General features: G+C 66.1%; 10 protein-coding genes. 5 read left to right on the top strand and 5 right to left on the bottom strand.

Features of this window, described 5'->3' with window-relative positions; translation table 11 throughout:
- Positions 1-115: 115 nt before the first annotated feature.
- The 5 genes from P2T65_RS16615 to P2T65_RS16595 all read right to left on the bottom strand — a co-directional run bounded on the left by P2T65_RS16615 (position 116) and on the right by P2T65_RS16595 (position 5,581).
- Positions 116-1,087 carry a flagellin gene (locus tag P2T65_RS16615; RefSeq protein ID WP_071924202.1) on the bottom strand — a complete coding sequence of 324 codons (972 nt, stop codon included), beginning with the start codon at positions 1,085-1,087 and terminating at the stop codon, positions 116-118.
- Positions 1,088-1,743: 656 nt separating this feature from the next.
- Entirely contained in the window at positions 1,744-2,712 is a 969-nt protein-coding gene (locus tag P2T65_RS16610) for a flagellin (protein ID WP_071924203.1), read from the bottom strand.
- 241 nt (positions 2,713-2,953) lie between these two features.
- Positions 2,954-3,628: a response regulator transcription factor gene (locus P2T65_RS16605; RefSeq protein WP_055460507.1), complete on the bottom strand. Its 675-nt coding sequence runs from the start codon at positions 3,626-3,628 to the stop codon at positions 2,954-2,956.
- Between the two features lie 659 nt (positions 3,629-4,287).
- The gene (locus P2T65_RS16600) at positions 4,288-4,908 is read right to left on the bottom strand and encodes a helix-turn-helix domain-containing protein (protein ID WP_071924204.1); all 621 of its coding nucleotides are present in this window, start codon (positions 4,906-4,908) and stop codon (positions 4,288-4,290) included.
- A 286-nt stretch (positions 4,909-5,194) separates the two neighbouring features.
- The gene (locus P2T65_RS16595) at positions 5,195-5,581 is read right to left on the bottom strand and encodes a response regulator (protein ID WP_055460505.1); all 387 of its coding nucleotides are present in this window, start codon (positions 5,579-5,581) and stop codon (positions 5,195-5,197) included.
- A gap of 174 nt (positions 5,582-5,755) precedes the next feature.
- Here P2T65_RS16595 and P2T65_RS16590 point away from each other — a divergent pair, with 174 nt between their 5' ends.
- From P2T65_RS16590 to urtA, 5 genes are all read left to right on the top strand, one after another.
- Positions 5,756-6,466 (top strand): protein phosphatase CheZ, encoded by a 711-nt coding sequence (locus P2T65_RS16590; RefSeq protein WP_082464887.1) that lies wholly within the window; start codon positions 5,756-5,758, stop codon positions 6,464-6,466.
- Positions 6,467-6,640: 174 nt separating this feature from the next.
- Complete coding sequence (locus P2T65_RS16585) at positions 6,641-7,432, top strand: hypothetical protein (protein WP_055460503.1); 792 nt, start codon at positions 6,641-6,643, stop codon at positions 7,430-7,432.
- The gene (locus P2T65_RS16580) at positions 7,323-8,909 is read left to right on the top strand and encodes a DNA polymerase Y family protein (protein WP_276200232.1); all 1,587 of its coding nucleotides are present in this window, start codon (positions 7,323-7,325) and stop codon (positions 8,907-8,909) included. The genes P2T65_RS16585 and P2T65_RS16580 overlap by 110 nt, the downstream gene beginning before the upstream one ends.
- The gene (locus P2T65_RS16575) at positions 8,906-12,190 is read left to right on the top strand and encodes an error-prone DNA polymerase (RefSeq protein WP_276200231.1); all 3,285 of its coding nucleotides are present in this window, start codon (positions 8,906-8,908) and stop codon (positions 12,188-12,190) included. The genes P2T65_RS16580 and P2T65_RS16575 overlap by 4 nt, the downstream gene beginning before the upstream one ends.
- 230 nt (positions 12,191-12,420) lie before the next feature.
- Positions 12,421-13,722: an urea ABC transporter substrate-binding protein gene (gene urtA / locus P2T65_RS16570; RefSeq protein ID WP_276200230.1), complete on the top strand. Its 1,302-nt coding sequence runs from the start codon at positions 12,421-12,423 to the stop codon at positions 13,720-13,722.
- The last annotated feature ends 45 nt before the right edge of the window (positions 13,723-13,767 follow it).

The raw sequence follows: 13,767 nt of genomic DNA, 5'->3' as shown, positions 1-13,767 counted from the left end.
CGCACAACGTCGCGTTGTGGTGCCGCAGTCTCCCGCGCGAACCTTGTCCGGAGGTTGCAAAGAAAAAGGCCGCGCCCGGCGGGCGCGGCCTTTCGCATTCGGCAAAGCGTCAGTATTAGCCGCGGAAGAGCGACAGGACGTTCTGCATGGAGGAGTTCGCGATGGAGAGGGCCTGGATGCCGAGTTGCTGCTGCACCTGCAGCGCCTGCAGCTTGGTGGATTCCTCTTCCATGTTGGCGTCGACCAGCTGGCCGACACCGCGCGTGATGGCGTCCGACAGCGCAGTGACGAAGTCGTTCTGGATATCCACGCGCTTCTTGATGGAGCCGAGGTAGGAGGCCGAGTCCGTCAGCTGGTTGAGGACTGCATCGACGCCCTTCGTGACGTTCTCAAGCTCCGTGAGGTCCGCAGCAGCGTTCGTCACGCCACTGATGTCGAAGGTGAAGACCGAAATCTTCGCGCCGGCAGTGCCCGTACGCTGGGTCACGGCAGTGAACGTGTAGGCAGTGCCGGTATCATCCTCAAGCGCCTCGTCGTAGAGGCCGACCTGACCGTTCGCATCGAACAGGTGCATCTTGGAAATGTCGATGTCGATCTTGTCGATCGTCACGGCACCGCCGGCCCGCGAGAACGAGGCGACGACGGCGCGGGTCGCGTTGTAGGCGGTCGCGCTCGAGTCGACGTCGAGCCAGTTCTCGCCGTTGAACACCGCCGACGAGGCAGAGGCCTTGAGCTGGTTCTGCAGGTCGGTGATCTCGGTCTGCACCTTGGCGCGGTCGACGCCGGCGTCACGGGCAGCGACGAGCTTCTTCTTGATCTCGGTGACGATTTCCTTCGTCGTGTCGAGCGCCGTGTACATCGTATCGATGGTCGCGGCGCCGAGACCGATGGCGTCCTTCACCGCCGAGAGGGCGGCGTTGTCGGACTTCATGGTGGTGGCGATCGACCAGTAGGCGGCGTTGTCCGACGCCGTCGACACGCGCATGCCCGTCGAGATGCGATTCTGGACCGACGAGAGATTCTTGTTGGTGGCCGTCAGCGTCTGCAGAGCAGTCATCGCCGAGGCATTGGTCAGCAAGCTGGACATGGCTTTCGTCCCTTCACATTGAGATGTGGATTGTTTGAAAGGGACATGCCGGGCTCGCACCGGCATAGCGGAGCGGCATCATGCCTTTGAGGGGCGCCGCGGCACAGCGCAGCCTCAATCCGCTATAGGTGAGCCGAGATTAGAAGGGCAAGCTTGTGCGGGGCTTGCGTGGTGGCGGGTGCCGGCACTGCAGGACACAGGGAGCCGATCATCCCTGCCACCCTACATACAAACATCCAGCCTATGACAGCACTGAGCCAGCTATATGTCGTCATGGCCGGGCTTGTCCCGGCCATCCACGCCCCCCAACGTTGCCCGACGGTTCAAGACGTGGATGCCCGCGACGAGCGCGGGCATGACGCCGGGAACCGCCGTTCAGGTATCTTGGCTGGGAGTGCAGCACACCCTGCCTATTCGTCTTGGCCGGGCTTGTCCCGGCCATCCACGCCTCCAACGCTGCTCGAAGTTCCAGGCGTAGATGCCCGCGACAAGCACGGGCACGAGGATGGGAAATGCTGCGCTTCGCAACCCCCGCTCCAGCATCCGTCAATCGAACCGCCGCGCAGCCGTGGCGGATACTTATGGAAGCATCCTCATAGACAAAGGCCGCGCTTCTTGCGAAGCGCGACCCCTTCACGGTGCAGCTTACCGTCGTCTTAGCGGAAGAGCGACAGGATGTTCTGCGTCGAGGAGTTGGCGATGGAGAGGGCCTGGATGCCGAGCTGCTGCTGCACCTGCAGCGCCTGCAGCTTGGTGGATTCCTCTTCCATGTTGGCGTCGACCAGCTGGCCGATGCCGCGCGTCACAGCATCCGACAGCGCAGTGACGAAGTCGTTCTGGATGTCCACGCGCTTCTTGACGGAGCCGAGGTAGGAGGCCGAGTCCGTCAGCTGGTTGAGGACTGCATCGACGCCCTTCGTGACGTTCTCAAGCTCCGTGAGGTCCGCAGCAGCGTTCGTCACGCCACTGATGTCGAAGGTGAAGACCGAAATCTTCGCGCCGGCAGTGCCCGTACGCTGGGTCACGGCAGTGAACGTGTAGGCAGTGCCGGTATCATCCTCAAGTGCCTCGTCGTAGAGGCCGACCTGACCGTTCGCATCGAACAGGTGCATCTTGGAAATGTCGATGTCGATCTTGTCGATCGAAACGGCACCGCCGGCCCGCGAGAACGAGGCGACGACGGCGCGGGTCGCGTTGTAGGCGGTCGCGCTCGAGTCGACGTCGAGCCAGTTCTCGCCGTTGAACACCGCCGACGAGGCCGAGCTCTTGAGCTGGTTCTGCAGGTCGGTGATCTCGGTCTGCACCTTGGCGCGGTCGACGCCGGCGTCACGGGCAGCGACGAGCTTCTTCTTGATCTCGGTGACGATTTCCTTCGTCGTGTCGAGCGCGGTGTACATCGTATCGATGGTCGCGGCGCCGAGACCGATGGCGTCCTTCACCGCCGAGAGGGCGGCGTTGTCGGACTTCATGGTGGTGGCGATCGACCAGTAGGCGGCGTTGTCCGACGCCGTCGACACGCGCATGCCCGTCGAGATGCGAGTCTGCGTCGCGGTCATGTTCTTGTTGGTGGCCGTCAGCGTCTGCAGAGCAGTCATCGCCGAGGCATTGGTCAGCAAGCTGGACATGCTTTCGTCCCTTCACATTGAGATGTGGATTGTTTGAAAGGGACATGCCGGATTTGAACCGGCATAGCGGAGCGGCATCATGCCTTTGAGGCGCAAGCTAGGACCGCCTCAATCCGCTATGTTTTCCACCTTAGCTTGCAAATATTACCGGTTTGTTGCCATGCGTGCACGCCAAAAATAGAAGCGCTTCCTCGCCGGCCGGCGAGGAAGCGCCTTCAAGGGGATAAGGGCGTGCGGCAGCTCAGCCGCGGTCGACGAACATGTAGCCCATATAGCGCTTGGCCTCGATCGGGTCGTAGCCGAGCCGCTCGCGCAGCTTCTTGCGCAGCTTGCTGACGTGGCCTTCGACCACGCTCTCTTCCACCGCCTCGTTGTAAAGACCGTAAATGGCGTTGAACAGCTGCATCTTGCTGACGCGCCGGCCGCGTGCGCGCACCAGATATTGCAGGATGTGACGTTCGCGGCGAGGCAACGTCACCGCCTCGCCGTCGATCTCCGGATCGCGGCCGTCGTAAAAGACCTTGAGCCGGCCAATCGTGGTCTTCTCTTCGGCGCTGTTCACGCGCCGCCACACGGCCTCTGCCCTCGCCAGGATTTCCTTTACGTGGACCGGCTTGCGAACCACGTCGTCGATCCCGGCGGTAAAGAGCTCGAGCGTCTGTTCCAGCGAGCGCGTCTCGCTCAACGCGATGATCGGCGCACGGCTGTGGTTGCGGATGAGCTCGGGATAGCTCGAGCGGTCGGCAAAGTCGCCGAGCACGAACCCCTGCACCGCATTGAGATCCACGGTCGATGCCGTCTCCAGCCATTCCCGGAACTCGCCCGAGTAGAAGCCCATGGACGGCACGCCCTCGCGTCCGAAGCTTGCCACATAGCCGGATGTGACAAGTTGCCTTTCGTCAACAACGATATACACAGCCTGACCCCCCAGCCCGTTCGAAAAATCAGTCATCACGCCACACCCGATCAATCAAGATCAGGCACGCAGCACTGATTTACCTTGATAAGGCGACATATATCGTTTGGTCATTACACAATTATAATATCTGCGATTTTATCGTTCTGTAGATATCAGCTCCATATCTCCCCTCTCGTGAGAGAGGAATACGCACTCCACCCCGCACTCGACCGCCGACAGCGACAGGCAATGCCCGGACAAGCCTGAGCACGGAAGATGCCGTCACATGGAGCGACCGATCATCCGTCGACGACACCCAACACGCCGCAGCGATCCTGAAGCCTTGACGACGACACCTGAAACGGCCGCGCCAACAGCGAATCAGCAATTCAAGAATTATTAATCATCCGTTAAGGGTCAATACGTTTTGTATCGATTTGGAATGCATGTGCTGCACTGAGTCATTTTTGCATCGGTCCGCTACAATTATCGCTAAAATTTTAACGGCAGCGCCATGCCACCAGCGCGCGAAAAGCGCTTGAAACGGCCATCTCATCAGCCTTCAGCCGACCCGATGACTTGAGCCCTGGAGTGCGGTGGAGAACGCGCGGGACATCAGCGATGCGGGAACGTCCCGGCAGGGTGTCATGGGCGCGCGGCAGCATCGCGGCCAGCCGTCACCCCCGGCGGGAGCGCACCACCGATGTGACTGCCGCGCTCCAGGCGACGTGGACGGCGCGCGTCACATGCCCGTCGCCGGACTGCAGATCGACGAGGCCCGAGCGCATGACCTTGCGCACGATGCGCAGGTAGCCGCGGCCCTGGCTGGTGATCACGACGGCTTCCCGACCGATGAGGTTACGCGGACTATCCCCCGTTCGGTCACAGACAACGATGTCGCCGGGATCGTAGCGCGGCTGCAGCGCCGTCCCGGCGATCCGGAAGCCTATGGCCTGTGGCGACATGGCGACGGGCGTCTCGACGCTGAAAACCGCACGCGGCGGCCCCGCCCTCAGCCGGGGCCGGACGCTGCCGCCGTCGCCGACCTCCCCGGCGATGTCGAGATGGTGTCGCCGGGGATGTCGGCCCTCCCCGGTCAGGAGCCAGGCGAGACTGACGTTGAGACACGCCGCATAATGCTCGGCAACGGCAGACCGAATGCCGCGCAAGCCGTTCTCATGGGCGCGGTAGGTCACCTCACTCCAGCCGAAGGCCCGCGCCGCCGCAGCCGCACTGGCAAAGCCCGCGCGGCGCCGGGCCGCCCGGAGGCGCTGAGCGATGCTGTTCTCGGAATTCATTCCGGCCCCCGGCAGGAGGAGGCCCAGCAGGAACGAGACGCCGCAGGACGACGCAACTTCCGCCCCCCAATCGTCGAGGGCATCCGCTCGAAGTCGAGCCGCGCCCATCTACAAGTCTCTGATATTAAAAGTTGCTGCCAGGTAAGACAAGCCGGACCGGCAGCAGCCTGCCAGACCGTCTCGACCAGCAGAAACCATCGGATTTACACGCTTAAAATACAAAGTGGCACGCCCTGCCCCCGGCAGGGCGTGCGCCACAGGCCCATTCGAACGAATGCGCAGAGGATTACTGCTCAGCGAAGACCGCCTCGATCTTGCCTTTCAGTGTCTGCGCATTGAACGGCTTGATGATGTAGTTGTTGACGCCGGCCTTCTTGGCAGCGACGACGTTCTCGGACTTCGCCTCGGCGGTCACCATGATGAAGGGCGTGTGGGCGAGCTTCTCGTCGGCGCGGACCTGCTTGAGCAGTTCGTAGCCAGTCATCGGCTCCATGTTCCAGTCGCTGATGACGAGACCATAGTCGCGCTCCTTCATCTTGGCGAAGGCCTCGGTGCCGTCAGCCGCCTCGTCGACATCCTGAAAGCCGAGCTGTTTCAACAGGTTGCGGATGATGCGAACCATGGTCTTATAATCGTCGACCACGAGGATCGGCATCGAAAGATCAAGCGCCATAGTTCACTCCACCGCTTTGCACTTTGTTGACAGGGGCGCATTTCGCTGCGCGGAGACTCTTGCAGAAAACTTGCACGAAGCTTGCATGACGGAAGCCGGACCGTTTGCCTTGGTTGAAGCCGAGCACGTATAGTAACGCCCTGAATTGACCAATCCTTAAAAAGGGAGGTGCCGATGACTGCGGGCCATCGGCCGTTTCGCATCGAATCCATGGTCGAGACCGGTTTCGGCGACACACTCATGGGGAGCCCGGCGGTGTCGGCGCAGCTCGAACAGATCACGCAGCAGCTCGCCGAGTTGCGCACTCTGGTCGAAGCCATCAACAGCCGCGACGAGCGAATCGGTCAGATCTCGGAAGGTGGCGCCTTTTGGCAGGATGTCGACGCCATCCAGCGCAGCATCCAGAGGACGAAGCTGGAGCTCGCGACACTTCATGCCAAGGGTCTGCGCGGCGAGCAGAAGAGCCGCGTGACAGACGAGCTCGACGCCGTCGTCTCGGACACCGAGAGCGCCACGGAGACGATCCTCTCCTCGGCGGAGGCCATCAACGACGCCACAGGCGTGCTGATGGAGCAGCTCACGGGCGAGCAGCAGGAACTCGCCAACCACATCTACGAGCAGGTTATCCGCATCTTCGAGGCCTGCAACTTCCAGGATCTCACCGGCCAGCGCATCGGCAAGGTGGTCGGCACGCTCAAGTTCATCGAGGAGCGTGTCGCCAGCATGATGGAAATCTGGGGCGGGCCGGACAGCCTCTCGAGCCTTGCCGAGGCCGAGGTGGAGGAAGAGGAGGAGAAGGGCGACGAGGCCTTGCTCAACGGGCCGCCGCTCGCCGGCGACATGAACGTCGTGTCGCAGGACGACGTCGATTCCCTCTTCCGCTGAAGAGCATCCCCACTCTCATTTCCCTTTCGCCATCGGACATCTGCTGGCGGCGGCATGAACGGCCGCCGCCAGGTACGGCCGCTCATGCCGGCTGTCGACTGACGGCGCTCGCGGGCCCGGCATTGACTCTCGCGTTCTCCTGAGTCGTTATAGAACGAAACAGGAACAAAAATCATGAGCGCGGTGCAGGATACATTGCAGGCGCTGCGGCGGAGCATTGCCGCGATCGAACCGGCGGCTTCCGAAACAGGCCGGCGCTTCACATGCGGGGCGCCGGCCGTGGATGGGCTGCTGGGCGGCGGCTTCCTCCGGGCCGCGGTGCACGAGATCTTCGCGCACGAGGAGGCGGATGCCGGCGCCGCTGCCGGTCTTGCCGCCGCCCTTGCGGCGCGAGCCGCGGCGGATGACCGCCGCGTGGTCTGGGTGCGGCAGGGTTTTTCCGTGGCGGAAACCGGCGCGCTTCACGCGCCGGGCCTTGCCGCCCTCGGGCTCGACCCGGGCCTGCTCGTCGTGGTGACGGGGCCCGATGCCACCTGCGTGCTGCAGGCGGGGGCGGAGGCCTTGCGCTGCCCGGCGCTCGGCGCCGTCGTCATCGAGCCGTGGGGCGACCCGAAATCCCTCGACCTGACGGCGAGCCGCCGCCTCGCGCTCGCGGCCGAGCAATCCGGTGTTCCCGCCCTTCTGCTGCGCATCGCGGCGACGCCCCGGCCGAGCGCGGCGGCGACACGCTGGTCGGCCGCCGCCGCCCCGTCCCGGCCGCTGGCCGCCAACGCCCCCGGCCATCCCGCCTTCGACATCACCTTGCTGCGCCATCGCGCCGGCCTTGAGGGCCGCCGCTGGCGCCTGGAGTGGCACCGTGAGCACCGTCTCTTCCGCGAGCCCGCGCCGCTATCTCGCCCTGTGGTTCCCCTTCCTGCCGGCCGACCGGCAGCGCCGGACCTCGCCCCCCTCGCCCGCACAGGCTGAGGCGCCGCTCGTCCTCGTCGAGAAGGTCTCGAGCGCGCTGCGCCTTGCCGCCGTCGACCGGCAGGGGTTCTTGCTCGGCCTCACCCCCGGCCTCACCCTGGCTGATGCGCGCGCCCGCATTCCCCATCTCGTCGCGGTGGACATGGACCGCGCGGCCGATGCCGCCCTGCTCGCCCGCCTCGCCGACTGGTGCGACCGCTATACGCCGCTCGTCACCGTCGAGGAGCCCGACGGCCTCGTGCTCGACATCACCGGCTGCGTCCATCTCTTCGCCGGCGAGGCCGGCCTGCGCCGGACGGTGATGCAGGGCCTCGCCCGCGGTGGACTGACCGTGCGGGGCAGCGTCGCCGGCACGCCCCAGGCGGCAGCGGCGCTCGCCCGCTTCGGCCGCAAGGCGCTCGGGCGGCACGACATCGTCCCGCCCGGCGAGGAGGAGATGGCGGTGCGGCCGCTGCCGGCGGCCGCGCTCGGCGTCTCGCCGGAAGTACTGCTCGCCCTCACCCGGGCGGGGCTGAAGACCGTGGGCGACCTGGCGGAGCGCCCGCGCGCGCCGCTTGCCGCCCGCTTCGGCGCGGACCTGCCGGTCCGTCTCGCGCGTATCCTGGGCCAGGAGGACATCGGCATCTCGCCGCGCCGGCCGCTGCCACCCTGCCTCGTCGAGCGGCGCTTCGCCGAGCCCGTGGCCCGCGAGGAGGACATCGACGCCGCCCTCGCCGGGCTCGCCCACCGCGCCGGCCGCATCCTCGCGGAGCGCGGCGAGGGCGGACGGCGCTTCGAGGCCGCCTTCTTCCGCGCCGACGGGCGGGTCACGCGCCTTGCGGTCGCCACCGGCCGGCCGGCGCGCGACGCGGCCGTCGTCATGCGCCTGTTCCGGGAGCGGCTCGCGGCGCTCGCCGATCCCCTCGACCCCGGCTTCGGCTTCGACCTGCTGCGCCTTGCCGTCACGGCCTGCGAGCCGCTCGGCGAGAGCCAGGTGAGCCTCGACGGGCGAATGGTCGAGGACGAGGAGGTCGCCGCCCTCGTCGATCGGCTCGGTGCCCGCTTCGGCGGGGCGGCCGTCCTCCGCCCGGCCTTCGTCGACACGCACATTCCCGAAAGGGCCGTGCGCATGGTGCCGGCGGCTCTCGACGACGACGGGACGGCGCCACCTTGCGGCTGGCCCGTCGAGCGGCCGGCCGATCCCCCGGCGCGGCCGGTCCATCTCTTCGATCCGCCACAGCCCATCGAGGCGCTTGCCGAGGTGCCGGACGGGCCGCCGCTGCGCTTCCGCTGGCGGCGCGTGCTGCACGAGATCGCCCGCGCCGAGGGACCGGAGCGGATCGCGCCCGAATGGTGGCGCGACGAGGCGGGTGAGGAGCCGACGCGCGACTACTACCGCGTCGAGGATGCGAGGGGACGGCGCTTCTGGGTCTTCCGCCAGGGCCTCTTCGGCGAAGCGCCCGCCCCGCGCTGGTTCCTGCACGGGATCTTCGCATGAGCGCTCATGCCCCAATGCCGGCGGCAGCCTATGCCGAGCTTGCTGTCACCACCAATTTCTCCTTCCTGCGCGGCGGCTCCAAGGCCGAGGACCTCGTCAAGCAGGCGCTCCTCCTCGGCCTTGCCGGCATCGGCATCGCCGACCGTAACACGGTCGCCGGCGTGGTGCGGGCCCATTCGGCGCTCGAGGAGATCAGGACGCTTCTGCAGGAACAGGGCAAGACGCTGCCTCCCTTCAGGGTCGTCGTCGGTGCCCGCCTCGTCTTCGCCGACGACACGCCCGACATCCTCGCCTATCCGGTGAACCGCACCGGCTGGGGGCGCCTGTGCCGCCTCCTCACCATGGGCAAGCTGAAAGCGGACAAGGGCGAGTGCATCCTCACCCGCGCCGATCTCGTGGCCGATGCGCGGAACCTCCTCCTCATCGTCATGCCCGGCCAGCCCGAGGGCATGTCCCTCGACATCCTCCGCGAACTGAAGGAAGCCGCTCCGGGCGCCACCTGGCTCGCCGCCGCCATGGCCCATGGCGGCAGCGACCGGCGCGACCTCGCCGGGCTGAAAGCGATCGCGGCCCGGGCCGATGTGCCGCTCCTCGCCGTCAACGACGTGCTCTATCACGAACCCGCCCAGCGTCCGCTGCAGGACGTGCTGACCTGCATCCGCGAGGGCGTCACCATCCACACGGCCGGGCGCCTCCTGGCCGCCAATGCCGAGCGGCACCTGAAGCCCCCGCAGGAAATGGCGCGGCTCTTCCGCGATGCGCCTGAGGCGATCGGCGAAACGCTGCAGGTCCTCGACCGTATCGACTTTTCGCTCTCCGAACTGAAATACGACTATCCGGAGGAGCCGGTGCCGCCCGGCAGGACCCCCCAGGACTGGCTCGAGGAGCTGACCTGGCGCTGCGCCGCCTTGCGTTATCCGCAGGGGATATCGCAGAAGGTGGAGAAGCTCCTGCGGGAGGAACTCGCCCTCATCGCCGAACTCGATTATGCGCGCTACTTCCTCACCATCCGCGACATCGTGCGCTATGCGGAGGATCATGGCATCCTCTGCCAGGGGCGCGGCTCGGCCGCCAATTCCGCCGTTTGCTACGTACTCGGCATCACCGCCGTCGACCCGGAGGATAACGACCTCCTCTTCGCCCGCTTCATCTCCAGCGAGCGGCGCGAGCCGCCGGACATCGACGTCGACTTCGAGCATGAGCGGCGCGAGGAGGTGATCCAGCACATCTACGAGCGCTACGGCCGCGACCACGCCGGCATCGCCGCCACCGTCATCAGCTACCGCCCGCGCAGCGCCATCCGCGAGGTGGGCAAGGCGCTCGGCCTGACGGAGGACGTGACCGCCCGCCTCGCCGGCACGGTCTGGGGGAGCTGGGGCTCGCCGATCGCCGACAAGCACATCCGCGAGGCTGGGCTCGACCCGAAGAACCCGGTGATCCGCCGCGCGGTCGACCTTGCGACGCAACTCCTCGGCTTTCCCCGCCATCTCTCCCAGCATGTCGGCGGCTTCGTGCTGATGCGCAGCCGCCTCGACGAGACGGTGCCCATCGGCAATGCCGCCATGGACGAGCGCACCTTCATCGAGTGGGACAAGGACGACATCGACGCCGTCCGCCTCATGAAGGTCGATGTGCTCGGCCTCGGCATGCTCACCTGCATCCGCAAGGCCTTCGATCTTCTGCGCAGCCACTGCGGCCTCGACCTCGATCTCGCCGCCGTGCCGAGGGAGGATCCCGCCGTCTACGACATGCTTTGCAAGGGCGATTCCATCGGCGTCTTCCAGGTGGAGAGCCGGGCGCAGATCAACATGCTGCCGCGCCTCAAGCCGAGGGAATTCTACGACCTCGTCATCCAGGTCGCCATCGTGCGCCCCGGCCCCATCCAGGGCGACATGGTGCATCCCTACCTGCGCCGGCGAAACGGCGAGGAGGAGGTCAGCTATCCCGCTCCCTCGCCAGAACATGGCCCGCCGGACGAACTGAAACAGGTGCTCGGCCGCACCCTCGGCGTGCCCCTCTTTCAGGAGCAGGCCATGAAGATCGCCATGGTGGCGGCCGGCTTCACGCCCGAAGAGGCGAACGGCCTGCGCCGCGCCATGGCCACCTTCCGCCATGTCGGCACCATCCATACCTTCGAGAAGAAGATGGTCGAGGGCATGGTGGCGCGCGGCTACGAGCGCGCCTTCGCCGAGCGCTGCTTCAACCAGATCAAGGGCTTCGGCGAATACGGCTTTCCCGAGAGCCACGCCGCCTCCTTCGCCAAGCTCGTCTACATCTCGGCCTGGATCAAATGCCACCACCCGGCCGTCTTCGCCTGCGCTTTGCTCAATTCCCAGCCCATGGGCTTCTATGCCCCGGCGCAGATCGTACGCGATGCGCGCGAACACGGTGTCGAGGTGCGCAACGTCGACATCAACGCAAGCGTCCACGACAACACGCTCGAGAAACGCCCGGACGGCGCGCTCGCCCTGCGGTTGGGGTTTCGCCAAGTGGACGGTTTCAGCGCGGACTGGTCGAAGGCGCTCCTGGCCGCGCGCGGGGTCGGCTACGACAGCGTCGAAGCTCTGTGGAAGCGCGCTCGCCTGCCGCAGCGAGCCCTGAAGATCCTCGCCGATGCCGATGCCTTCCGCTCCATCGGGCTCGACCGGCGGGAGGCCCTGTGGGCCGTGCGCCGCCTGCCCGACGACGCGCCCCTGCCGCTCTTCGCCGCCGCCGCGGCACGCGAACTGGCGGACGAAACCGATGCCGCCCTGCCGGCCATGCCGCTGTCGGAACATGTGGTGGCCGATTACCAGATGCTGCACCTGTCGCTGAAGGCTCACCCCATGGCCTTCCTGCGCGAGGGCTTCCGGCGCAAGGGCGTCAGGACCACGGCCGAGATCGCGGCCCTGCCGGACGGCGCTTTCGCCAAGGTCGCCGGCGTCGTGCTGGTGCGCCAGCGCCCCGGCAAGGGCAACGCCATCTTCATGACGCTGGAGGACGAGACGGGCATCACCAACGTCGTCCTGTGGACGCGGCGCTTCGAGCGCTTCCGCCGGCAGGTCATGAGCGCGCGGCTCGCCCTTGTTGCCGGGCGGGTGCAGAAGAGCCCGGAGGGCGTCGTCCACCTCATGGCCGAGGTGGTGGACGACCGCTCGCAGGACCTTGCCGCGCTGTCGCAGGCGCACGAGGCGCGCACGACGCTGTCGCGCGCCGACGAGTCCGCCCATCCACAACATCCGCGCTCCGCGGGCCATCCGCGCAACGTGCGCATCCTGCCCAAGTCGCGCGATTTTCACTGAGCACCGGAGAAGGATGCGACACCTCCCCCCGCGCAGGAAAGATGCCCACACCCCGGTTGCTGCAACTGCCGGACGCACGGGCGCGCAGCAAACGGGCATCGCTCTGCCCAAAAAATCATCAGCGCGTTTGTCGATCGGGCCCCGCCTGCAGCCTGCGCGCCGCCGGCGCGGCTGGCACGGGGCTTGCTGCCCTCCCGAGGCAACAATCATCCGGGGGTGGAGCAACGACAATGCGAAATCGTTTCCAGAAGATACTCGCAACGCTCGCGACGGCGGCGACAATCGCGTTGCCGGCCGCAGGCGCCAGCGCTCAGGACGTCATCAAGGTCGGCATCCTGCATTCGCTCTCGGGCACGATGGCCATCAGCGAGACGACATTGAAGGACGTGATGCTGATGCTCATCGAGGAGCAGAACAAGAAAGGTGGCCTCCTCGGCAAGAAACTCGAAGCCGTCGTCGTCGACCCAGCCTCCAACTGGCCGCTGTTCGCCGAGAAGGCGCGCGAACTCCTCACCAAGGACAAGGTGGCCGCCACCTTCGGCTGCTGGACCTCCGTGTCGCGCAAATCCGTCCTGCCCGTCTTCGAGGAGTTGAACGGCATCCTCTTCTACCCCGTCCAGTACGAGGGCGAGGAATCCTCCCGCAACATCTTCTACACGGGCGCCGCGCCCAACCAGCAGGCCATTCCCGCCGTCGACTACCTGATGGAAAACGAGGGCGTCGAGCGCTGGGTGCTGGAGGGCACGGACTACGTCTACCCGCGCACGACCAACAAGATCCTCGAGGCCTATCTCAAGGCCAAGGGTGTCAAGGACGAGGACATCTCCGTCAACTACACGCCCTTCGGCCATTCCGACTGGCAGACCCGCGTCGCCGACATCAAGAAGTTCGGTTCCGCCGGCAAGAAGACGGCGGTCGTCTCCACCATCAACGGCGACGCCAACGTGCCCTTCTACAAGGAACTTGCCAACCAGGGCATCAAGGCCACCGACATCCCGGTCGTCGCCTTCTCGGTTGGCGAGGAGGAGCTTGCCGGCATCGATACCAAACCGCTCGTCGGCCATCTCGCGGCCTGGAACTACTTCCAGTCCGTCGACACGGCCGAGAACAACGATTTCATCGCCAAGTGGAAGGCCTTCACCAGGAATGACAAGCGCGTCACCAACGACCCGATGGAGGCGCATGTCATCGGCTTCAGCATGTGGGTGAAGGCGGTGGAGAAGGCCGGCACGACCGATCCCGACGCCGTCATCGACGCGCTCATCGGCGTCTCGGTGCCCAATCTCTCGGGCGGCTATTCCACGATGATGCCGAACCACCACATCACCAAGCCGGTGCTCATCGGTGAGATCCAGGAGGACGGCCAATTCTCCGTCGTCTCGCAGACGCCGGGCCTCGTCGTCGGCGACGAGTGGTCGGACTATCTCGACGGGTCGAAGGACCTCATCGCCGATTGGCGCGCCCCGCTCTCCTGCGGCAACTTCAACGTCAAGACCGGCAAGTGCGGCGGCCAGGGCCCAGTCGCCCAGTAGGCGCCCGACGCACCAGGCCGGCGGCATCCAGGCCGCCGGTCATTC

It is taken from the genome of Chelatococcus sp. XZ-Ab1, assembly GCF_029309855.1.
In the GTDB taxonomy this organism is placed as follows: Bacteria; Pseudomonadota; Alphaproteobacteria; order Rhizobiales; family Beijerinckiaceae; genus Chelatococcus_A; species Chelatococcus_A sambhunathii.
This window is presented reverse-complemented; position numbering and strand designations above follow the sequence as displayed.

Bases quoted from the DNA above. Each gene is read 5' to 3' on its own strand.
- P2T65_RS16600 (WP_071924204.1), bottom strand. From the start codon at position 4,908: ATGAATTCCGAGAACAGCATCGCTCAGCGCCTCCGGGCGGCCCGGCGC.
- P2T65_RS16585 (WP_055460503.1), top strand. From the start codon at position 6,641: ATGAGCGCGGTGCAGGATACATTGCAGGCGCTGCGGCGGAGCATTGCC.
- P2T65_RS16610 (WP_071924203.1), bottom strand. From the start codon at position 2,712: ATGTCCAGCTTGCTGACCAATGCCTCGGCGATGACTGCTCTGCAGACG.
- urtA (WP_276200230.1), top strand. From the start codon at position 12,421: ATGCGAAATCGTTTCCAGAAGATACTCGCAACGCTCGCGACGGCGGCG.
- P2T65_RS16595 (WP_055460505.1), bottom strand. From the start codon at position 5,581: ATGGCGCTTGATCTTTCGATGCCGATCCTCGTGGTCGACGATTATAAG.
- P2T65_RS16615 (WP_071924202.1), bottom strand. From the start codon at position 1,087: ATGTCCAGCTTGCTGACCAATGCCTCGGCGATGACTGCTCTGCAGACG.
- P2T65_RS16575 (WP_276200231.1), top strand. From the start codon at position 8,906: ATGAGCGCTCATGCCCCAATGCCGGCGGCAGCCTATGCCGAGCTTGCT.
- P2T65_RS16590 (WP_082464887.1), top strand. From the start codon at position 5,756: ATGACTGCGGGCCATCGGCCGTTTCGCATCGAATCCATGGTCGAGACC.